General features: G+C 63.2%; 18 protein-coding genes and 2 tRNA genes. 11 read left to right on the top strand and 9 right to left on the bottom strand.

Annotated features, from left to right (window positions below; translation table 11 throughout):
* Positions 1-39: 39 nt before the first annotated feature.
* The gene (locus YU3_RS0111825) at positions 40-1716 is read right to left on the bottom strand and encodes a sugar ABC transporter substrate-binding protein (protein ID WP_027166446.1); all 1677 of its coding nucleotides are present in this window, start codon (positions 1714-1716) and stop codon (positions 40-42) included.
* Positions 1717-1995: 279 nt separating this feature from the next.
* On the opposite strand from YU3_RS0111825, the gene ugpC reads away from it, so the two are divergent.
* From ugpC to YU3_RS0111805, 4 genes are all read left to right on the top strand, one after another.
* Positions 1996-3054: a sn-glycerol-3-phosphate ABC transporter ATP-binding protein UgpC gene (ugpC, locus tag YU3_RS0111820; protein WP_027166445.1), complete on the top strand. Its 1059-nt coding sequence runs from the start codon at positions 1996-1998 to the stop codon at positions 3052-3054.
* Positions 3055-3081: 27 nt separating this feature from the next.
* A complete protein-coding gene (locus tag YU3_RS0111815; protein ID WP_027166444.1) occupies positions 3082-3534 on the top strand; it encodes an RbsD/FucU family protein in 453 nt (150 codons plus the stop codon).
* 4 nt (positions 3535-3538) lie between these two features.
* Complete coding sequence (rbsK, locus tag YU3_RS0111810) at positions 3539-4468, top strand: ribokinase (protein ID WP_027166443.1); 930 nt, start codon at positions 3539-3541, stop codon at positions 4466-4468.
* Between the two features lie 338 nt (positions 4469-4806).
* Positions 4807-5052: a hypothetical protein gene (locus YU3_RS0111805; RefSeq protein WP_348631170.1), complete on the top strand. Its 246-nt coding sequence runs from the start codon at positions 4807-4809 to the stop codon at positions 5050-5052.
* A 221-nt stretch (positions 5053-5273) separates the two neighbouring features.
* Here the strand turns inward: YU3_RS0111805 and YU3_RS0111800 are convergent, their stop codons facing one another.
* The gene (locus tag YU3_RS0111800; RefSeq protein ID WP_027166441.1) at positions 5274-5477 is read right to left on the bottom strand and encodes a hypothetical protein; all 204 of its coding nucleotides are present in this window, start codon (positions 5475-5477) and stop codon (positions 5274-5276) included.
* A gap of 226 nt (positions 5478-5703) precedes the next feature.
* A tRNA-Asp gene (locus tag YU3_RS0111795) sits at positions 5704-5780 on the bottom strand.
* A gap of 216 nt (positions 5781-5996) precedes the next feature.
* On the opposite strand from YU3_RS0111795, the gene YU3_RS0111790 reads away from it, so the two are divergent.
* Positions 5997-6072, top strand: a tRNA-Val gene (locus YU3_RS0111790).
* Between the two features lie 82 nt (positions 6073-6154).
* Here the strand turns inward: YU3_RS0111790 and YU3_RS0111785 are convergent.
* On the bottom strand, positions 6155-6697 hold the full coding sequence (locus tag YU3_RS0111785; protein ID WP_051333922.1) for a hypothetical protein: 543 nt from the start codon (positions 6695-6697) through the stop codon (positions 6155-6157).
* A gap of 461 nt (positions 6698-7158) precedes the next feature.
* Between YU3_RS0111785 and YU3_RS0111780 the strand changes: the two genes are divergently transcribed.
* Positions 7159-8337, top strand: coding sequence for a M24 family metallopeptidase (locus YU3_RS0111780; protein ID WP_027166439.1), 1179 nt, complete (start codon positions 7159-7161; stop codon positions 8335-8337).
* Between the two features lie 133 nt (positions 8338-8470).
* Here YU3_RS0111780 and YU3_RS0111775 read toward each other — a convergent pair whose 3' ends face one another.
* The 3 genes from YU3_RS0111775 to YU3_RS0111765 form a co-directional block, all read right to left on the bottom strand.
* Positions 8471-9364 (bottom strand): aminoglycoside phosphotransferase family protein, encoded by an 894-nt coding sequence (locus YU3_RS0111775; protein WP_027166438.1) that lies wholly within the window; start codon positions 9362-9364, stop codon positions 8471-8473.
* A 166-nt stretch (positions 9365-9530) separates the two neighbouring features.
* Positions 9531-10811 (bottom strand): M23 family metallopeptidase, encoded by a 1281-nt coding sequence (locus YU3_RS0111770; protein WP_027166437.1) that lies wholly within the window; start codon positions 10809-10811, stop codon positions 9531-9533.
* A 140-nt stretch (positions 10812-10951) separates the two neighbouring features.
* Positions 10952-11419 carry a peroxiredoxin gene (locus YU3_RS0111765; protein WP_027166436.1) on the bottom strand — a complete coding sequence of 156 codons (468 nt, stop codon included), beginning with the start codon at positions 11417-11419 and terminating at the stop codon, positions 10952-10954.
* Positions 11420-11514: 95 nt separating this feature from the next.
* Here YU3_RS0111765 and YU3_RS0111760 point away from each other — a divergent pair, with 95 nt between their 5' ends.
* The gene (locus tag YU3_RS0111760; protein WP_027166435.1) at positions 11515-14922 is read left to right on the top strand and encodes a DUF3971 domain-containing protein; all 3408 of its coding nucleotides are present in this window, start codon (positions 11515-11517) and stop codon (positions 14920-14922) included.
* A 208-nt stretch (positions 14923-15130) separates the two neighbouring features.
* Positions 15131-15553 carry a hypothetical protein gene (locus YU3_RS0111755; RefSeq protein WP_027166434.1) on the top strand — a complete coding sequence of 141 codons (423 nt, stop codon included), beginning with the start codon at positions 15131-15133 and terminating at the stop codon, positions 15551-15553.
* A gap of 140 nt (positions 15554-15693) precedes the next feature.
* Here the strand turns inward: YU3_RS0111755 and tyrS are convergent, their stop codons facing one another.
* Positions 15694-16944, bottom strand: a complete 1251-nt coding sequence (gene tyrS, locus YU3_RS0111750; protein ID WP_027166433.1) for a tyrosine--tRNA ligase — start codon at positions 16942-16944, stop codon at positions 15694-15696.
* Between the two features lie 335 nt (positions 16945-17279).
* Between tyrS and YU3_RS0111745 the strand changes: the two genes are divergently transcribed.
* Complete coding sequence (locus tag YU3_RS0111745; protein WP_027166432.1) at positions 17280-18923, top strand: glycosyltransferase family 39 protein; 1644 nt, start codon at positions 17280-17282, stop codon at positions 18921-18923.
* Between the two features lie 45 nt (positions 18924-18968).
* Entirely contained in the window at positions 18969-19817 is an 849-nt protein-coding gene (locus tag YU3_RS0111740) for a phosphatase PAP2 family protein (protein ID WP_027166431.1), read from the top strand.
* Between the two features lie 13 nt (positions 19818-19830).
* Here YU3_RS0111740 and YU3_RS0111735 read toward each other — a convergent pair whose 3' ends face one another.
* On the bottom strand, positions 19831-20505 hold the full coding sequence (locus tag YU3_RS0111735; RefSeq protein ID WP_027166430.1) for an alpha/beta hydrolase: 675 nt from the start codon (positions 20503-20505) through the stop codon (positions 19831-19833).
* 266 nt (positions 20506-20771) lie between these two features.
* On the opposite strand from YU3_RS0111735, the gene YU3_RS0111730 reads away from it, so the two are divergent.
* Positions 20772-21932: a cysteine desulfurase family protein gene (locus YU3_RS0111730; RefSeq protein ID WP_027166429.1), complete on the top strand. Its 1161-nt coding sequence runs from the start codon at positions 20772-20774 to the stop codon at positions 21930-21932.
* Positions 21933-22041: the final 109 nt, after the last annotated feature.

The raw sequence follows: 22041 nt of genomic DNA, 5'->3' as shown, positions 1-22041 counted from the left end.
GCGACGAGGTGTCGCCGGGCCGCGACTTGGTTGATTAGCCTACATGCCGAGCGAGGCTTTGTAGAGCTTGATCTGGTTCTCGCGTCCGATCTGATCGGTCAGCTTCTCCCAGGCCGCGGCGATCGCGTCGGCGCCTTCCTGCGCCTTCATCTTGCCGGCGAAGGTGTTGGCCAGGATGTCCTCGGCGGCGGAATAATACTGGAAGATGCCGGGGATGCGCGGCTCAATCGCGGCGTTCGGATGGTTGTAGCTGTCGGCTTCCGACTTGAGATACGAGCTGATGAAAGCCTCGTCGTAGCCGGCCGCCACCCACTCCGGAATGTCGAAATGGGAATTGCGGTAGGGCTGGAAGCCCGACGGATACGCCGCGCACCAGAGTGACAGGTCCTTGCCGCCAAGATGGGCCGCCGCTGACCATGCCGCCTTCTTCTTCTTCTCATCCTTGTCGACGCGAGCCATGACATAGACGCCCCAGCCGAGATAAGCGCAGTTCGGCGCATAGTTCGGGCCGCTGGCGAGCTTTTCCCATTTGCCGGTCTTGGAATTGTAGACGTCGTCGGAACCCGGCAGGATCGAGAAGCCGGTGACGTCCCCGACGACCGAGGAGTCATTGGTCTTTGCATTCGAGCCTGCATCTCCCCACCAAGCCAGCATCGAACCAGTACCGCCCAGGAATTGGGAGAAACAGGTCTGGTTTGGATCGGCGTTGATTTGATCTTGCGGCTCGAAAGGTAGCGCGTCGATGACGTCCTGGATCGCCCGCACCCAGGCCGGATTGTTGACGCGCGGTTTCATCGTATCCGGATCGAACAACCAGGCCTTGTCGTCGGGGTGCTTGGCATAAGCGCTGGCGCGGCTGCCAAGGAAGTAGAAGCCGAAACCGCCCCAGGGTTTGGGCGCGTCGAGATAGCCGTAGACGTCCTGGCCCTTCACTTGCTTGCCCTTTAGGAACTTGGTCGCCGCCTGCACCTGCTGCCAGGTTTTCGGCACGCCCCACTCCGTCAGGCCCGCCTTATCGCCGCTGTCGGCTTTCCAGGCTGCTGCCAACGCGGAGTCGGAGAAGACGTCGGTGCGGTAGTTGAAGTTGTGCGTGTCGCCGTCAACGGTCACGCGATATTGCTTGCCGTTCCAGGTGCCGACCGGTGGCTTCAGATAGGCGACCAGGTCGTCCATATCGATCTGCTTCCTGACCCAATCCGGCATCTCGGAAGTCAGCCCCTTACCGCAGACGTCGCCTTCGAACGGCGCTCCCATCTCGACGATATCGAAGTCGATTGTGTTCGTTGCGATCGCCTGCTGCAGGCGCGGGTTGTAGTCGGCCTGGGCAAGGTCGATCCAGTTGATCTTGGCGCCGGTATAGGTCTCCCATGGTTTAAGAAAACCGCGGAACAGCACATTGTGCAGGTTCTGGTTGTTGAGACCCATGAAGGTGAGCTCTACGCCGGCGAACTCGCCTTGCTTGACATTGGCTTTGGTGGCGTCGAGACAGAGCTCGCCGACCTTCTGGAAGTCGGCATCCGTCGGCTGCCCCTTGCCGACGCCGGGTATCTGCAGGATCTTGGCGCGCAATTCGCTGGCGGCCGCGGCAGGCCTCGTCAGCGCGCCGAGCCCGGCGCCGGACGCGGCGGCGATCGCGGCCATGCTCGCAGCACCCTTCAGCAGATCGCGGCGGCTGGCGCCGGCGCGCATCAGTTTTTCATACAGGTCGACTCTCATCTACAGGTTCCTCCCAGAACAACAGCGATTGAATTTGAAGTGCCAATCTCTCGGACGTCGAAACGTCTCACGGTTCTCCTCGACCATACGGGGACGTGGACCCCACCCTGCGTCGCCGAAGCTCCGATTTCCCGGTAAGATACGGCTGTCGGATTGGCCCTCGCCACTATTCGCGTAATCGATTACCTTGTCAACAAGATAGGCTTTTTACCTATAAGATACTGACTTGCCGTTGCCCTTGGCAGTGGCTAGCTTCACCGCAAAGATAAAGGGGAGACAATGGCTCAAGTCGCGATCAGCAGTGTGGCCAAGGCGTTCGGAACCGTCAAGGTCCTGCATGAGGTCAGCGTCGACATTGCCGACGGACAGTTCGTCGTGCTGGTCGGCCCGTCGGGATGCGGCAAGTCCACGCTGCTGAGGATGGTGGCCGGGCTGGAGACCGTTTCCGGCGGCACGATCTCGATCGGCGACCGCGTCGTCAACAATCTGCCGCCGGCAAAGCGCGACATCGCCATGGTGTTCCAGAATTACGCGCTCTACCCGCACAAGACGGTGGAGCAGAACATGGCTTTCGCGCTGAAGCTGCGCGGCACCGATCCGGCCGTCGTCGCCGAGCAGGTCAAGCGCGCCGCCGACATCCTCGACCTCGCGCCCTATCTCAAGCGCTATCCGCGCCAGCTTTCGGGCGGCCAACGCCAGCGCGTCGCCATGGGCCGCGCCATCGTGCGCAACCCCCAGGTGTTCCTGTTCGACGAGCCGCTTTCCAACCTCGACGCCAAGCTGCGCGTGCAGATGCGCACCGAGATCAAGGAACTGCACCAGCGGCTGAAGACCACCACCATCTACGTCACCCACGACCAGATCGAGGCCATGACCATGGCCGACAAGATCGTCGTGATGCGCGACGGCCGCATCGAGCAGGTCGGCGCGCCGCTGGAACTGTTCGATCGCCCGGCGAACCTTTTCGTCGCCGGTTTCATCGGCTCGCCGTCGATGAACCTGCTAAAGGGCACCGTGAAGAAGGCCGAGAAGCCGGCGGTCGAGATCGCCGGCACGGCGTTCCCGATGCCGTCGAGCGCCGTTGCCGAGGAAGGCCAGGCCGTTGTCTATGGCGTGCGGCCGGAACATCTGGAGATCCATCCGGACGGCGTCGAGTCCAAGATCTCGGTGGTTGAGCCGACCGGCTCCGAGACCTTGGCTTTCGTGCGTTTCGGCGAGGGCGAGATGGTGGCGCTGTTTCGCGAGCGCCACGACTTCAAGCCAGGTGACACGCTGAAGCTCAAGCCCCGTCTGGACCAGGTCCACCTTTTCGACGCCGGGACCGGCAAGCGTCTCTGACCGCACACAGACTTCCAAGAGGAAACCATGCTCAAAGGGATCAATCCGCTTCTCAATGCCGATGTGCTCCAGGCGCTGCGGGCGATGGGCCACGGCGACGACCTGATCATCGCCGACACCAATTTCCCGTCCGACTCCGTGGCTCGGGAGACGGTGCTCGGCAAGCTTTTACGCATCGACGCATCGGCCGCGGACGTGGTGAAGGCGGTGCTGTCGCTCTACCCGCTGGATACTTTCGTCAACGATGCGGCGGCGCGCATGGAGATCGTCGGCAAGCCGAACGAGATTCCACCGGTGCAGAAGGAGGTTCAGAAGGAGGTCGACGCCGCCGAAGGCAAGCCCTGGCCGATGATCTCGATCGAGCGCTACGCCTTCTACGAACGATCCAAGAAGGCCTATTGCGTGATCCAGACCGGCGAGCGCCGCTTCTATGGCTGCTTTGCCTTCCGCAAGGGCGTGGTGCCGCCGGATGCGGAATGAAACAATGGCCAACGGCAAGCCTGTCGTGATTTTGGGCGTGTTCGTCGCCGACACCGCCTATCGCGCCGATCGCCAGCCACGCCTGGGCGAGACGATCCTCGGCAATTCCTTCAAGCTTGGCCCGGGTGGCAAAGGCTCGAACCAGGCAGTGGCCGCCGGCAAGCTCGGCGCCGACATCACTTTCCTGACCAGGCTCGGCGTCGATGCGTTCGCCGACATGGCAAAGCAGACCTGGAAGGGCGCAGGCGTGAAAAGCGCCGTGATCGATACGCCCGACAGCTATACGGGCGCGGCCTATATCTTCATCGAGGAAGGCAGCGGCAACAACGCCATCATCGTCAGCCCGGGCGCCGCGATGCTGATCTCGCCCGCCGACATCGAGGCGCATGCCCGCCTGATCCGATCCGCCGGCGTGTTCGTCACCCAGCTCGAACAGCCGATTGACGCAGCCCTGAAAGCGCTGGAAATCGCGCGCGGGGCAGGGGTGACGACTATCCTCAACCCGGCGCCGGCCGCCACGCTGCCGGACAGCATCTACGCGCTTTGCGACTATGTCACGCCCAACGAGACCGAGGCCGAAGGGCTGACCGGCATAAAGGTGTCGTCGATCGACGATGCGCGCCGCGCCGCCGACAGCCTGCTGGCCAAGGGCGCCGGCGCCGTTATCGTGACGCTCGGCGAGAACGGCGCGCTGCTGCATACCAAGAGCCGTTCCGAGCATGTCGGCGCGGTCAATGCCGGCCCGGTGGTCGAGACCACGGGGGCGGGCGATGCGTTCAATGGCGGCCTCGCCGCCGCCTTGGCAAAGGGCGTCGAACCGCTGGAGGCCGTGCGCTTTGCCTGCGCGGTCGCCGGCATTTCGGTGACCCGCCCCGGCACCGCGCCGTCAATGCCGACCCTCAAGGAAGTCGAGGCGCTGCTGGCGCAGGCTTGAAGTCGCCAGCCTCGCGCGCAGTCTCACCGGCGTTCCCAACATCTCGCCCGACAGTGTGCCTGCCGCAACCCCTTACAATTCGGTCTCTTGCGACCACACGGTGGCATATTAGCAACGGTTAATGTTATTCGGCGCTGACCTCTTGCGTCGACCGCATAGGTGTCCCGTAATGGATCACTGTGTCTGGCACCGCAATTGCACTGTCAGCGATGCCGGGGCGGACTGTGCCCCGGTAGCCGGGGGGCAAATTTGGGGGCCCCGCCACTCCGCGAATGGAGCGGCGGGCTCTTTTCCCAGTTGAGTTAAGGGCCGCCTAAACGCCAAAGCCTTGGGTGCCAATGCCGATGTATTTTCCTCAATTTCTGATGGGCATGTTCGCGACGTCGTTCATCACGGCGATCTGGGCAGAGCTGGAAACCGGCTCGGTCTGGAAGGCGATCGGCTGGTCCATCCTTGCGATGATCATTCTTCAGGTTGGATATGTCGGACTGGTGGTCCGGCTGATCTACAAACGGCAAGGCACTGAGGCAGACCTGGTATCGGCAAATTCCACGCCACCAGTCCATCGAGCGCGTCCGCGCTAGTCGAAATTCGGCCATCAACCCGCCCTTCGGAACGCAACGAGTGCGCGCGCGTTTCATTGTCTTGTCCGAGGCAAGGCAGTCTGCCGGAACGGTGGGATGAAAAAGCCCTATCAAAAGCCAACTCTTGTAAAGCGCGAGAAGCTCACCCAACGGACGGCCCAGATTGTTGCGTCCGGCGTCATACTGGGCGAGTGATTTCCGAGATCGAGTCCGGGGTCGCGCTAAAGTATCCTGCTGGTCAGCTCCAGCATGGTCGTTGCGCCCTGCTCGCTGCCGGGCATATGCACGACGCGCAGAACCCGAAGGTCCCTGCTCGATCCTTCGACCGGCATCGACACGCTTTCGCCGACCCGCGGCAATTCCTGGAAGGCGAGCTCGTCGACATCCCTGGCATCATCGATCGAAATGCGGCATCTCACAGCCATCTTGATCTCCCGTCTTTTTCGCCAGTGGGCTGAACGAGACAAGATTGGAATGGTTCCGGGATCAAAAGCCTAGCTGCGACGTACGTTCACTGGTCGCGGGACCAGCCGCAACCGGCGCAAAGGCCGCAATTGCTAGGCCAAGAACGCAAACGAATACAAAGTTGAAACGTTCCGGAAATGAAAGTTGAAACTCTTTAGAGGGAAAGGGCCTAAACCCTTGAAAAGATGGCGCGAGTGACGGGGCTCGAACCCGCGACCTCCGGCGTGACAGGCCGGCACTCTAACCGACTGAGCTACACCCGCGCACAGACGAGCACGTGTCAGGTGTTCGTCGTTGGGGCGGTGGATAAGGGGTTCGCCTGCGGGTGTCAAGCGCGGCATTCAAGCATTACAGCAATCAGGAGAAGGTTTTTTGACAGCGGCGGCGAGGTTGCGGAAATCCGCCTGGTGGCGCATGCGCCGGGCGCTCATTTGGCCTTGCGAATGCGGCCCTAACTGCTTAAAGGTCCGCCCTCAAGCGGGCGATTAGCTCAGTTGGTAGAGCGCTTCGTTTACACCGAAGATGTCGGCGGTTCGAGCCCGTCATCGCCCACCAGCCTGCCGGACAAGCCGAAGCAGAATGCGGCAGCGGCCCTTGCCGGGGCCGCCACCTTGTCGAGCGCCGGGTTCAGGCGCGGCTACTGCCTGACGTAGCAGCGTTTGCGAGCGCCCGGAGCAGGGTCATCGCCAAAGGCGTCGTTGCCGCATCTGACACCGTTCCTGAAAACATCCTGCGCGTACTGGCCACGTGCGCCGTACCTGACCATCGCGCGGCCGCGGAAATCGCAGAATTCACCCTCCCTGGCGCAGACCGCCCATCCGCCGCGGTCCGGGCGTGAGCCGTAATCGTCGTCCCCGTAGTTGTCGTCATCGCCATAGTCGCCGCCACCGCGCGCGACGAAGTAACAGGCCTTTTCACGGCCAGGGGCGGGGTCGCCAAAAAGGCGATTCGAGCAGGGCACGGCCCGACGGTCGAAAAACCGTGCGGTGGTCCGCCCCCGGGCGCCGTAGATCACTTGCGTGGGGTAGGGCAAGCGGCATATGCCGCCCTCATTCGCGCATCGCCGCAGCTGCTGGGCCGAGGCGGCGGTGGGGAAAAGGGCAGTGGCGGTCGCAGCCAAGCCGATGACGCAACTGACTGCCAACGCTATTCGGATCAAGAAAATTGAGGTCTTTGCCACGATTCGTCTCCCATTTTTGATTTCTATCAACATCCTAAAGCGAAGCAGTTAAACGCCCGATGAATGCCTTGGTTGCCGGGCGTGCGCCGATTATCGCTCGCTATTTGTGGTTGTCGAGAGGCCAAGGAGGTGATGCCAACCACTGCGGTTCGGGCCGGCCGTGATATTCTATGATGCGCCGCCCAACGAACGACCGCGGCGAGCCAATCGCTCTCCATATTCGGCAGGCGGACCGCCGGCTCGTTTCAGATAGGAGTTGACCATGTCGGTGGAGAGGGCCGGGAGTTTTATTTTTATGCATGTCGTTGTCCCAGAACCGCTGCACACTTCTGGGCGACATGCATTAGGCCCTGCCTATGCGCCGTCCTGGCCGATTGCCGGCCGTCAAAACCACCGCAATGGTGGGCGGCAGGGGAAGCCGCGGCTCGTCCCCGACCAGATCGATCCGGCGAGGAGAAAAGATGATTGAACTGCCCTTTGGTCGCGAAGAGTACCGGCAGCGGCTCGGAAAAATCCGTGCCGAGATGGCTAAGCGCGGCATCGAGCTCCTGATTGTCAACGACGTCGCCAACCAGCATTACATCACCGGCTATGACGGCTGGTCCTTCTATACGCCGCAGGTCGTGCTTGTCCCGATCGAGGATGCCGAGCCTGTCTGGATAGGCCGCGCCATGGACGCGGCCGGCGGCTTGCTGACGGCATGGATGAAGCCGGAAAACGTGGTGGGCTTCCCGGAGGACCATGTCCAGCGCGCCGATCGGCATCCGATGGACTGGATCGCGGCCTGGATCGTCGCCAAGGGCTGGGGCGCCCGCCATATCGGCATCGAGCTCGAAGCCTATTATTTTTCGCCGAAGGCGCATGCGCGGCTTGTCGCCGGGTCGCCGAACGCGAAATGGCACGACGCCGATCTCCTCGTGAACTGGATCCGCGCGGTCAAGTCGACGCCCGAAATCGCCTATCTGCGCAAGGCATCGAGGCTGGCCGAGGCGGCGGTCGCGCGGGCGTTCGAAGTGATCGCCCCGGGTGTGCGCGAATGCGATGCGATCGCCGCCATCCAGGCGGCGCAGATCGCGGGCAGTCCCGATTTCGCCGGCGACATCACGGCGCTGCCGCCGACGATCCTCGGCGGCGAAAACGCTTCCGCGCCGCACATCATGTGGAGCGACCGGCGGTTCGGAAAGGACGAAACGATTGCGCTCGAGCTTGCCGGCGTCTGCCGCCGCTACGCAGCCGGGCTTGCCAGGACGATGCAACTCGGCAAGACGCCGACGCGTGTCGCGGACACGGCAAGGGCGGTGATCGAAGGCATGGACGCGGTGCTCGATACGATCCGGCCGGGCACGACCGCCGAAGCGGTCGAAGCCGCCTGGCGCAAGGTCATCCAGCGCCACGGGCTTAAGAAGGAATCGCGCATCGGCTATTCCATCGGCGTTGCCTATCCGCCCGATTGGGGCGAGCACACGATCAGCCTGAGACCTGGCGACAAGACGGTGCTTCAACCCGGCAATGTCGTACATTCCATCCTGGGCATGTGGATGGATGGCTGGGGCATCGAGATCAGCGAGACCATCTTGGTGACCGACGCCGGCAACGAGACGCTGACGAAGTTCCCGCGGGATATCCATGTCAAATCCTGACCGGCCGTCTTCGGCAAACGACGCAGAATGCATGCCTGCGGCCACGACGCCCGTGCCGCGATGGGCAGAGAGCTGAAGGTCGCTTCCAAAAAGGAACCGTCACGAGCAGACATGACAATCGGTGGATTCCGGCCTAGTTGCCGTAGTTCTCGAGAAGGCGTGAAATCGTGCTTCGGCCCAGATCGCTCATGGTTGGGTTCGTTGTTCTATAGTACCAGACCAAGCCCATAGCCTGCTGAAACGCCCAGGCTGCGCCACGTCTCCATTCCAGGTCATCGGCATGCAGGGTTTCGCGGAAGACGGTCCGGCTGTCGCGGTCGAGTAGATGCCACCCAACGACGAGATCGAGCGAGGGATCGGCAGGACCGAAAGCGCCAGTGTCGAGCACCCCGATCAGGCGCTCGTCCCGTACCAAGAGATTCGCCGGAATGAGGTCTTTATGGCTCATGACCTCGTGCCCTGGAAATGGCAGTTCACGAAAGTCCTTCCACATCTCTCGAAGACGATCCACCTCCAGGAGATCTTCGCTCTTGGACAAACACACCTCTATCCAGGCGTCATGATCGGACAGATTTCCGCCCCGTCCCCGGCCGTCGAATGTCCGCCCTTTCAGATCTGCCACGCGAAGGGAAGTTATCAGCCGGACAAGGTCGAGCGCGAAAGCGGATGACGTACTCAGCCGGGACGGCGTGGCAGTTTGCCCGTCTATCCATGTCTGCACGAGCCACGGCAATGGATAGGTTGAGCTTTGCCGACCCATGGCGATTGGTCGTGGGCTTGGGAAGGGGCAATTCTCGTTGAATTCGACGCTGGCTTTCGCCTCCGCCTCCAGTACGCCGGTGCATTCGGCGGGATCCATCATCCGCAGAGGAAAACGTACCGCATATTTCGAACCGATGCGGAAAATCGCGTTGACGGTGCCTGTGGACTCGAAGGCGACAACTTCCTCGCCTCGAAATTGAGGAAACTGATCGTAGATCAAGTCCCTTGCGATCGCTTCATCGATGTATATCTGGTCGTCGTGCATCCACCAGCCGCCTTCGACAGCTTGCCTGACCTATTGTGGATACATGGCCGCTTCAAGGGCCGTCAGCATCCCGCGGCCGATGGCATAGATGGGGTCGTTCGCCGACCGAAAACTACCTTGCCGCCGTCAAACTCGTCGTTGTCCGCACCTGCAATGAGTCTACGGCCTAAAGGTACTGCGCGACCTTCTTGCCGACGGTCAGGAAGCGCAGCGGGTCGATCGCCTCGCCATCGTGGCGCACTTCGTAATGAAGGTGTGGACCAGTGGAGCGGCCGCTGCTTCCGGTCTTGCCGATGATGTCGCCGGCGGCCAGCTTCTGGCCAACGCTCACATCGATTTCGCTCAAATGTCCGTAGCGTGTGGCAAAGCCGTTGCCATGGTCGACCTCGATCATGCGGCCGTAGCCACCGGCCCAGCCGGCCCTGGTGACGGTGCCGGCGGCCGTGACCTTGGCGGGCATGCCGATCGGTGCCCTGAAATCCATTCCCGTGTGCAAGGCGGCGCTGCCCAGGATCGGGTCGGTGCGCACGCCGAATGGGCTGGTCACGGCATGACCAGGGGCGGGGTTGGCGAGCGGCAGCTTGCGCGCTTCCTTCTTGACCCCGTCGAGCGCATCGAGCGCTTCGTCCAGTTCCTTGACCTTGCTGTCGAAAACCATCGAGGGATCGAGCGGAACCAGCGGGCCGCCGACATCGCTCTTCCCGAGTTCGCTGTCGACCGGGAGGCCCGCCGCTTGCAGCGCCTGCGCGATGGCATCGGCATTCTTGTAGGCGTTGTCGGCAAGCGTGGTGATGCGCGAGAGCTGCTGGCTCTCAATGGCCTTCAGCGCGGCGTTGATCGAGACGAACAGCTTGTCGGCGCGATCGGCGGCCGTTTCGCCGTCAAGCGGATCGGATCTTGTCGACCAGAGCGAGAACGGCCTTGTGTCGCCGGCGCCCAAGGATGCGACGGAATAGGTCGGCGCCTGCGAAAGGCTGCCGGTGATCTCTGGATTTTCGTCGGGCTTGGGCGTCGCCGCGCTAGTCGCGGGTGCGTCGCCGACCTCGTTTTCGGCGCGCTCGAGGATCGGGCCAAGCCGTCCGTGGCGTTCGCTGAGCTGCGTCTGCCTTGCCAGCAACTCGCTGACCTTGGTCTCCATCAGCTGCTGGTCGAGAAGTTGGCGGCTGGTGATGCGGTCGACCTGGGCGCGCAACCCCGAGATGCGGTCCTCGTAGGCTTGCTGCATGCGTGCCTGCCTGGCCGTTGTGGCGCCGATCAGGTCGTCGCGCAGCACCAGGTAGGAAGTGGCGAGCAGGTAGCCGATGGCTATCGCCGCCAGGGCCGAGCCGATAAAGGCGGCCAGCCAGGGGCGGATGGTGAAATGTCTTATCTCGTTGCCCCGGGCGATGATGACCGTATGCGGTTCCTTGCGCCTGCCGAAGACAGCTGACTGACCGGTTGGTTTCACGGGGACCAAGCTTTCGTTACGGGACCAACGACGAGCCTGACTACACATTATTAGGGTTAACAAAGTTTTGCCGGCCGCAATCCGGCGCAACCTATTCCCGTATTGCGGGCAACGGGTTGCGGCGAGGCGGCTTCGGTGCGTCAGAGCGCGCGCAGGGCCTCAAGCACCTCTTGGGCATGGCCCTTGACGCGAACCTGGCGCCAGATGCGGGCGATGCGGCCGTCCTTTCCGATCAGGAAGGTGGCGCGCTCGACACCCATATATTTGCGTCCGTACATCGTTTTCTCGACCCACAAATGATAGGCCTCGATCACTTGGCGCTCCTCGTCGGCGACGAGATCGACGGTAAGATCGTACTTTGCCTTGAATTTGTCGTGTTTCTTCACGCTATCGGGCGACAGCCCGATCACCACGGCGCCGGCCTTCTCGAATTCCCGCTTCAACTGCGAGAAGCCGATCGCCTCGTTGGTGCAACTCGTGGTGTCGTCCTGCGGATAGAAGTAGAGTACAACAGGCTTGCCCCGGAAGGCGGCAAGGCTAAGGGAGCCGCCGCCGTCGCGCGGAAGGTCGAATTGCGGCGCAACGTCGCCGACGTCGAGATCAACCATATCGATGCCCTTGTTTGCGGTTACGCGCGGGAAATCATCGATATAACGTGAGGCGGGGATTCGTCCACGACGAGTTCGTCACAACGGAAGATTGCTTGGATCAGGAAGACCCGCAGCACGAGAAGATAAGGTTCAGGCGTGACGAGATCACCGACCTGGCGACGCTTCCATCCGCGTGCAGCGTGCCGCCGCTCGGCCGGGCAGCCGTGCGGCGGCGTTTCCGCATTCTCGGTCGCGTGTTTGCCGGGCTTTGCGCATTCATGCTTCTGGCCGCGGCGGGCGTCTATGTCCTCGGCGCCTCGGGCATCGGCACGGAACGGCTCAGGACCGAGGCGGAGACAGCCATCGAGAAGCTGGCCGGTGTCGATGTCAACGTCACCGTCGGCGCGGCGCGGCTGACGCTCGACGGATCGAGCTTCGTCGCCTTGCAGGTGAGCGACGTCAGCCTCAGGACGGCTGACGGCAAGCCGATGGCCGATATCGGGCGCGTGCGTTTCGGCATGCGCCTGCTGCCGCTGCTTTCCGGCGACGTCCGGCTGACCAGCGCCAGATTTTCCGATGCCCATATCGTGGTGGCCGCGATGCCCTCCGGCGGCGGCGACTGGACGGCGGCGCTGCGCAACAAGGATGGCCTTGCCGACCCGGAGAAAGTGTCGGCGGCGGTGTTCGCCAGCGTCAACGACGCGCTGGATGCCGTGCGCGAGGATTCGATGCGCCAGATCGATCTGCGCAACGTCGAGTTCGAATTGCCGGATACCGGGCTGGTCAAGCGTGTGACCGTCGCCTCGGCGACCGTCGCGCAGACCGGCACGGGGCGCATGCAGTTCTCCTACGATGCAGATGTCGACGGCCGGCACGCGACCTTGACCGCTTCGGCGATCCGCGATGCCACGGCAAGGCGGATCGCGTCGCTGGACGCCAACCTCGAGATCGCCGGCGCCGGCAATTCCAGCGAGAGCGGTTCGACCGAGACTGCCCCGTCGGCCGAGGGCGGCAAACTGGGTTCGATCGCGCTGAAGCTTTCGGGCTCGGAAGCGTCGGGCGACAACCCGTCGCACCTGGCGGTCTCGCTGTCGCTCACCGGTTCAGTGCTCGACCTGAACGAGCGCGGCCTGTTGCCGGCCGATGTCGACGCCGATGCCACGCTGGTGGCCGGCTCGAACAAGATCTCGGTCGACCGGCTGCGGATCAAGAGCGGCCGTTCCAGCTTCGACTTTGCCGGATCGATCGGGCCGAAGCCGACAGCTTCGGGGGAGGAGGCTGCCTACCGCTATGATCTCACCAGCGACGGCTCGACGCTGGCGCCTTCGGAATCGCCGGAACCGGCGCTTCAGTTCGTGGCCCGCATCGCCGGGGTCTATCAGCCGAAAAGCCGCAAGCTCGTCGCCGAGCAGATCGGCGTCCGGTCCGGCGGATCGGGCGAGGTGCTGGGCGCGGCCACGGTCGCCTTCATCGACAATGGTCCACCGGGCATATCGCTATCGCTCAACGTCCACGACATGCCGGTCACGCATGTCAAGCAATTGTGGCCATGGTTCTCGGCCCGCAACGCGCGGCTTTGGGTGTTGCGCAATCTGTTCGGCGGCACCGTGACGGACGCCAATCTGCAGTTCCAGGTCGCGCCGGGCCGCCTGGGCAACGGCGTGCCGCTTGCCGGCGACGAAGTGTTCGGCCGCTTCCAGATCGAAGGATCGCGCTTCGATACCGCCGGGCGCATCCCGCCGATCCGCGACGCCGTCGGTGTCGTTGCGTTCCACGGCAACGATGTCGACATCGCGCTCTCCTCGGGCAGCGTCTATATGCCGAGCGGCCGCACCGTTGCGGCAAGCGGCGGCACGCTGGCGATCAAGAACGCTAACCGGCCGATGGTGATCGGCGGGCTTGAGATCGATGTCGCCGGGGAGGCTCCGGCGATAGCCGAGCTTGCCTCCTACGAGCCGATCAATGCCATGCGCCATGTCGGGCTGGCGCCGGAAGACCTGTCGGGCACCGTCACAGGCCACGTCAGGGCGGACATTCCGCTGACAAGGGGCATGGATACATCGAGGCTCGATTGGCTGGTCTCGCTCGACTATCAGGACCTGTCGCTGGCGAAGCCTTTCGAGGACCAGACCGTGACCGAGGCCAATGGCTCGATCACCGTCGGGCCAAAGCAGGCGGTGATTTCCGCCGAGGCCAAGCTCAACGGCATTCCGGCAGAGCTCGACCTGATCGAGCCACTCGCCAACGACGGGCCGGCGCGAAGCCGCAAGATTGAGCTGGTTCTCGACGACAAGACGCGCAACGCCAGTATGCCCGGCCTGTCGGACCTGCTCTCGGGAACCATCAAGGTGGCCATCGACAAGAGCGGCGAGGGCGCCCAGCAGGTCTCCGCGGATCTGACCAACGCCAGGCTCGACATTCCCTGGGCAGGATGGAGCAAGGGCGCCGGCATTCCCGCCAAGGTCAGCTTCGATATGGCGAAGTCCGGCAGCACCACCACATTGACGGATTTCGATCTCGACGGAAAAAGCTTTTCGATCGAAGGCAGCGTGACGCTGGTCAACGGCTCATTGTCCACGGCTCGCTTCAGCAAAGTTGCGCTGAACAGAGGCGACGACGTCGCCGTTTCGGTCAAGCGCGCCGGCAAGAGCTACGCCGTCGACGTCAGCGGCGCATCGCTCGACGCCCGCTCGCTGATCAAGCAGTTCACGTCCGATGTCGACACCGCCACCAAGGGCGCCGGCAGTGGCGCGATCTCGGTGAGCGCCGATGTGGCGTCGTTGACCGGTTTCCACGACGAGGCGCTGTCCAATCTCAAGCTCGAGTACAGCGCCGCCGGATCGCGCGTGAACGGGCTCAACGTCACCGCCGCCGCGAGCTCGGGCGCCGCGATTGCGATCAACAACACCACCAGCGAAGGCGGCCGCGTGCTCAGGGTGAAGTCGGCCGATGCCGGCGCGATCCTGCGTTTCCTCAACGTCTACGAGCATATGGAAGGCGGTGCGATCACGCTGTCGCTTTCCGGCGCCGCCGACGGGCCGATGAAGGGCCAGGTGGATGCCAGCAATTTCTACGTGGTCAACGAGCCCAAGCTGGCCTCGATCGTGTCGACCACGCCGGCCGGCGATACACGCAGCCTGAACGAAGCCGTCAAAAGCAAGATCGATACGTCCCGGGTGCAGTTCGAGCGCGGCTTCGCCGAGATCGACAAGGGCTCCGGCTATCTGAAACTGGCGAACGGCCTGCTGCGCGGCCCGCGCATCGGCACGACCTTCCAGGGCACGCTCTACGATCCGGACAACAACATGGACATGACCGGCACCTTCATGCCGGTCTACGGGCTGAACCGCATCTTCGGCGAATTGCCGCTGTTCGGTCCGCTGCTCGGCAACGGGCGCGACCGCGGCCTGATCGGCGTCACCTACCGGCTGCGCGGCAACGCAAACAAGCCGACGCTCAACATCAATCCGCTATCCGTCGTGGCGCCCGGGATATTCCGTTCGATCTTCGAGTATCGTTGAAGCCGGTTGCGTGCGGCCAAAACATGGGCCTGTTGCGAGCCTCGCCGGCAGATGATGCCCTACTACGATCTGAGGCTCGCAGACATCCTCCGGCGAAGTTAGCGCGGCGCCAGCCCTGCGCTTGCGAATCCTCTGCAGTTTATCTGCGGTTGTGCTAATATATGCCGGTCATGCACTTTCGTGCGCGACCAGCATCTAGGAGGGTGCGATGAAAACCATGAATCGCAGGTCTGCAATAGCTCTCGGTGTGACAGCCGCCGTGGTATCGCCTTTGTTCACCCTGGCGGCGTCTGCAAAGACCAAGAAATACGGTCCGAAGGAAGGCAAGGAGATTGCGCCCGGTGTCAGAGTGGTTGAGGTCGGCACCGGCAATTCCGACATTGCCGCCTACAAGAGCATTGCGATTGTCGATGTGGTCTTTCAGCCCGGCGCACACGCGCCTCAAATGATGATGGACAACGACATGGTATGCACCATTACGTCCGGCGCATTCACCATCAAGAAAGCAGACAAGGAATTCAAGCTCAAGACGGGTGACATGTACACCTGCTCCAAGGGCAAGACCGATGAGGCGACGAATACAAGCAAGGAGGTCGGGGTGCATCGCATCGCCATCCTGATACCTGCCTAGTCTAGGAATCCCCCGGCCGGATGATCGGTCGCATGACGTCCGGCCGCCGTTTTCAAAGTAAAGTGTGCCAGGTCTGGTTCGCGAACCCTGAAAGCTGTCGCGATTGCGAGTGATCCGAGTGTCGCGCGCCTGCCAGATGGTCAGGTCGGCCGCACCAGCACGTGCTTCTTCTTGCCAAGCGAAAGCTTCACGACGCCTTCCGCCAGGTCCTCAAGCGCCACCACGCGCCGATCGTCGGTCAGCGGCTGGTCGTTGATGCGCACGGCGCCGCCCTGGATATGCCGGCGCGCTTCGCCGTTAGAGCCAGCGAGCCCGGCGCTCACGAACAGCGCCAGGATGCCGATGCCTGCCTCCAGCTCGGACCGGGCCACCTCGACGCTGGGCAGCGTGTCGGCGAGCGCGCCTTCCTCGAAGGTCTTGCGCGCCGTTTCGCTCGCCGTCTCGGCCGCCTCGCGGCCGTGCAGCATGGCGGTGATCTCGGTGGCGAGGATTTTCTTCGCCTCATTGATCTCCGAGCCGCCGAGCTTTGCGAGCCGCGCGACTTCGTCCAGGGGCAGGGTCGTGTAAAGCTTCAGGAAGCGCCCGACATCGGCGTCCTCGGTGTTGCGCCAATACTGCCAGAACTCGTAGGGTGACAGCATGTCGCTATCGAGCCAGACCGCGCCCGAGGCCGACTTGCCCATCTTGGCGCCCGACGAGGTGGTGAGCAGCGGGGTGGTCATGGCAAAGAGCTGCACGCCTTCCATGCGGTGTCCAAGGTCGATGCCGTTGACGATGTTGCCCCATTGGTCGGAGCCGCCCATCTGCAGCCGGCAGCCGACGCGTTTGTAGAGCTCGACGAAGTCGTAGGCCTGCAGGATCATGTAGTTGAATTCGAGGAACGACAGCGACTGCTCGCGGTCGAGCCTGAGTTTCACGGAATCGAAGGCGAGCATGCGGTTGACGGAGAAATGCCGGCCGACATCGCGCAGGAAGTTGACGTAGTTGATCCCCATCAACCAGTCGGCGTTGTTGACCATGACCGCGTCGCCCGGGCCGCTGCCGAACGTCAAATAGGGCGCGAAATTGCGGCGGATGCCGACGAGATTGTCGTCGATATCCTTAGGGGTCAGCAGCTTGCGCGCCTCGTCCTTGAAGGAGGGGTCGCCGATCATCGAGGTGCCGCCGCCCATCAACGCAATCGGCCGGTGGCCGGTCTGCTGCAGCCAGTGCAGCATCATGATCTGGATCAGCGACCCGGCATGCAGGCTCTTGGCGGTGGCGTCGAAGCCGATATAGGCGCTCACCGTTTCCTTGGCGAAAAGCTGGTCGAGGGCGGATTCGTCCGAAATCTGGTGGATGAAGCCGCGCTCGCTCATGATGCGCAGGAAATCGGATTTGAAGGCGGACATTTTTTCTTCCTGGAGATCGCTGGGCATTCAGCCAAGCTTGATATGAAGGCGCGCGTTTAGCATCCGCGGGCGATCAGCAAAAGTGGTTTCCGGTTTTGCGTCCGATTGCCCGCCAAACAAAAGACCGGCGATCAGCAAAAGTGGAATCCGGTTTTGCGTTCGATCGCCCGCCACTCAAATGCGCGGATAGCAAAAGTGGTTTCCATTTTTGCGTCCGATCGCGAGCGACGCTGCCGTCCTTGCTTCACCCTTTTTGCTGGCGTAATGAAGCGCCGCGCAAAGACAAGCGCCGCGACGGGGCCATCCCGCAGTTTCAGATCGGACGAGCTCCCGCGATGAACAGGAACTACCTCTTCCTCTTTCTGTTCAGCATCGTCATGACCGTCAGCGGCCTGGCAAGCCTGCCGCCGGTGGACCGTGACGAATCCCGCTTCGTCCAGGCGACCAAGCAGATGGTCGAGACCGGCGACTATGTCGATATCCGCCTGCAGGACGTCACGCGCTACAAGAAGCCGATCGGCATCTACTGGCTGCAGTCCGCGGCCGTGGCGCTGAGCGGCGAGGGTGCGGCTGCGCCGATCTGGGTCTATCGCCTTGTCTCCATGCTGGGCATCGCGTTCGCCGTCGTCGGCATCGGCTGGACGGGCACGAAACTCTTCGGCGCCAATGCCGGGCTGGCCGCCGGCCTGATGATGGCGGCGATCTTCGCCACAGCCTTCGAGGGGCGCGACGCCAAGACGGACGCAATGCTTTTAGCCTGTTGCGTGGCGGCTCAGGGTGCGCTGGCACAGGTTTATCTGGCCGCCAAGCGCAACGAGCCGGTTCCAGGGCATCTGCCATGGATCTTCTGGATCGCCCAGGGGCTCGGCATCCTCATCAAGGGTCCCGTTTCGCCGCTATTATCGCTGCTTACGGCCGCGACACTTGTTGCCTTCGACCGCGACTGGCGCTGGCTACTCAAGATGAAGCTGGCGCGCGGCGTCGTCATCGTGCTGGTGATCGTGTTGCCGTGGCTCTTCCTCATCACGTGGAAGAGCGGCGGCGCCTTTTTCCAGGAGGCGCTCGGCAAGGACATGCTGAACAAGGTGGCGCAAGGCGAGGAATCGCACGGCCTGCCGCCCGGCTTCTACATGCTGACCTATTCGCTGTTCATGTGGCCGTTCGGCCTGATCGCGGTCGGCGCCGGCTTGCAGGCGATCAACCGTTTTTGGGACGATCCGCGCCTGCGCTTCTGCCTGGCCTGGTACATCCCGTTCTGGCTGGTCTTCGAGGCGATCCCGACCAAGCTGCCGCATTATGTCATGCCGGCCTATCCAGGCATGGCGCTCTTGGTCGGCTGGCTGCTCACCTTGCCGGCGGAGCAGGCTAACGCGCCGCTCAAGCGCTGGCAGACATGGTTGTGGTGGGCGACGGCCTTCGGCCTTGCCGTGGTGGCGATCGGCCTTGCCGTGGTATGCATAGGCGCACCGCTCTATCTGGCAAAGACCTTCTCCTGGTGGAGCATACCGGCGGCGATCGCCGCTCTGGTCACCGGCTATCTTGCCTTCCCGCGGCAATTGCAGGTGCCGCTTGGGCGCATCGCGGCGATCGCGGTCGGCGCCGGCATCACCTTCAGCCTGCTGTTCGGCGTCATCGCGCCGTCGCTGAAACCGATCTGGCTGAGCCCCGCGGTCAGAGCCGCTGTCGACGCCAATCGTCTGTGCGATACCACCGTGCTTGCCTCGGCGAGATTCCAGGAGCCGAGCCTGGTGTTCCTGGTCGGCACCAACACCGTGCTCACCGACGTCGACGGTGTCGCGCGGCATCTGCTGGCTGATCCGTCCTGCGCGCTTGGCCTGGCACCGATCAAGGACGAGCAGAAGCTCACCGATGCGGTGGCCGCCCAGGGCAAGTCGGCGAAGCGATTGACCGAGATCGACGGCATCAACTATTCGTCGGGAGACAAGCTTTCGCTCGGCCTTTACCGGGTGGCGCCGTGAAGAATAGCGTCGGACATCGAATGTCCCTATAAGCGCGCTAAAGCCATGTCCGCCGCGCCCCTTGCCCTTTATCGCCGCTCGCTCGGCAATTTCCGCGACACGATGACGATCGTGATGCGGCGCTTTGCCGTGCGCCCGGCGCGCTATCCGAGAATTTTATGGAGCGCCTGGCTGCTGGCCTGGTTGCTGCTTACCGTGGCGGTCTTCCTGGGCCTCGATGCCAGCGCTGGCGAGATGCGCGGCGAATGGTCCCCTGGCTTGGTGCGCTTCACCGATTTCTTCACGCAATTCGGCCTCGGCGGCTGGTACCTCATTCCGGCGGCGCTCTGCCTCGTCGCCGCCAATCTTACGGATTGGCGCGGCCTGTCCCGGCGTGGCCGGATGGTCGTCTATAACTGGACGTGTTTCGCGTTCCTGGTGCTGTGCGCCGTCGGCCTGTCCGGCCTGGCGGTCAACCTGCTGAAATACGGCATCGGCCGGGCCCGGCCGCTTTATTTCGACAGTTTCGGCGTCCTGTCGCTGCATCCCTTCGCCATGGACGCGCGCTTTGCCGGCTTTCCATCCGGCCATGCCACGACGATGGGCGCGATCTTCGGCATCCTGCTGCTGCTGTTCCCACGGCGCTGGTATATCGCGCTTGCGGTCACGGCCTGCATCGCTTCGACACGAGTCTTCGTCGGCGCGCACTATCCAAGCGACACGGTTGCAGGCTTCGGCCTCGGGCTGGCGTTTGCAATACTTTCGGGGCTGGTGTTCGCCCGGCTCGGTTTCATCTTCGGCCAGACGAGTTCCAGGCTGCCGGTGCGCAAGCGGACATTCCGGCTGGGACCGTCCAACGCGTCGCAAGGCAGGACTTCTATAGCCGCCCAAGCCGGCCCGCTAAAGGCGGATTAGGCGGTCCTTTGCGCTAGCGTAGCCGCTTCGGTCGCGGATCGGCCAACTCACCCGCCAGGCGCCGGTCGAGATAATCGGCGCATTCCTGGATGAGCAGTTCGGAATCGTTGGCGAAGAAGTGGTTGGCGCCGGGCAATGTCTTCTGGGTGATGGTGATGCCCTTTTGCGTGTGCAGCTTGTCGACCAGGCCCTGCACGTCCTTGGGCGGCGCCACCTTGTCGGCATCGCCATGGATGATCAGACCGGATGACGGGCAGGGCGCCAGGAATGAAAAATCATAGGTGTTGGGCTGTGGCGCGACCGAGATGAAGCCCTCGATCTCGGGACGGCGCATCAGAAGCTGCATGCCGATCCACGAGCCGAACGAATAGCCGGCCACCCAGCAGCTCTTGGAATCCGGATGCAGCGACTGCACCCAGTCGAGCGCGGCGGCCGCATCCGACAATTCGCCGGTGCCGTGGTCGAACTCGCCCTGGCTGCGGCCGATGCCGCGGAAATTGAAGCGCAGCACGGTAAAGTCGCGCTTCTGGAACATGTAGAAGAGGTCGTAGACGATCTTGTTGTTCATCGTGCCGCCGAATTGCGGGTGCGGATGCAGCACGATGGCGATCGGGGCGCTCTTTTCCTTCGAGGGCTGGTAACGTCCCTCCAGGCGACCGGCCGGACCGGCGAAAATGACCTCAGGCATAAAATACTCCACGTGGCATATGAATGCGCTAGCCCGGAACTGTTCTGGCCCCAACTCTCCTGCGGCCCCACACCTCTGCGGCCTTGACGCCGGGCGAGCGTCTTCCTAGAAGCTAGTTTAGAATTGTTCAAAACTGGGAGGCCGAAACCCGATGGTCCGGCCGCCCGCGCCGCAAGCCGGGTAAATAGGACGGCTTGCCTTGCAATTTCAAGGAAATAACGCGCTATCCTCGCGGGATAGTCGGCGGAAGGACGAACTGAGCGAAAATGGCCGCAACCCGCGCCTATCTCGACTACAACGCCAGCGCGCCGCTCATTGCGGAAGCGCGGGCGGCGATGGTCGCTGCGCTCGATGCCGCCAACCCGTCATCGGTCCACACCGAGGGGCGCGCCTCGCGCCGGCTGGTCGAGGACGCGCGCCGCGACGTGGCGCGGCTGGTCAACGCCAGGCCCGAGCACGTCGTCTTCACCTCCGGCGCCACCGAAGCTGCCTCGACGCTGCTTGGACCCGACTGGCAGATGGGGCGCGGCGCCATCCGCATGAGCCACCTTTATGTCTCGGCGGCCGACCATCCGTGCATCCTGAATGGCGGGCGGTTTGCGGCGGCGCAGGTGACGAAGCTCGGCGTCGACCGGAACGGCATCGCCGATCTCGATGCGCTTTCCTCCGCGCTTGCCGCGCATGACAAGGCCGCCGGCCTGCCGCTGGTGGCGATCCACGCCGCCAACAATGAGACCGGAATTGTCCAGCCGGTCGAGCGCATCGCCGAAATCGTCAAGGCCGCCGGCGGGGTGCTGGTGGTCGACGCCGTGCAGGCTGCCGGGCGGATTCCGCTCGATATGTCAGTTCCTTATGCCGATTATCTGATCCTGTCCTCGCACAAGATCGGCGGGCCGAAAGGCGTCGGTGCGATCGTTGCCGCGTCCGATTTGATGATGCCGCGTCCGCTGGTCAATGGCGGCGGCCAGGAGAAGAGCCACCGCGCCGGCACGGAAAACGTTGCCGGGATCGCCGGTTTCGGCGCCGCCGCGCGTTTCGCGCTGACCGGTCTCGACGGCATGGACGCCATGGCGCGCCGACGCGACGAGGTCGAGGCGATCGTGCGCGACCTCGCGCCCGACGCGGAAATCTTTGGAGCGGCGTCGCCAAGGCTTGCCAACACGACATTCTTCGCTATTCCCGGCGTCAAGGCCGAGACGGCGCAGATCGCTTTCGATCTTGCCCGCGTCGCCTTGTCGGCGGGCTCGGCCTGCTCGTCGGGAAAAGTCGGGCCAAGCCATGTGCTGAAGGCGATGGGCCATGGCGACAGCCTTGGCGCCTTGCGCGTTTCGATCGGTTGCGCGACCGGCGCCGAGGATATCGAGGCGTTCCGGGCAGCGCTGGCGGGTATCGTCGCCCGCCGCGCGGGCAAGGAAGAAGCCGCCTGACGGCGGTGGAGCATCGGAGCGGGACGCCTTACGGCTCTCGGATTTCCGTTGCTCGAAGATGAATTCAGGCCCTGGGCCTGGTAGAGCCGTGCGTTTTGTCCTGGCCGGG

Source organism: Mesorhizobium sp. WSM3224 (assembly GCF_000427725.1).
Classification (GTDB): Bacteria; Pseudomonadota; Alphaproteobacteria; order Rhizobiales; family Rhizobiaceae; genus Mesorhizobium.
Note: the sequence above shows the minus strand (reverse complement) of the source record. Positions and strands in the feature narration are given on the sequence as shown.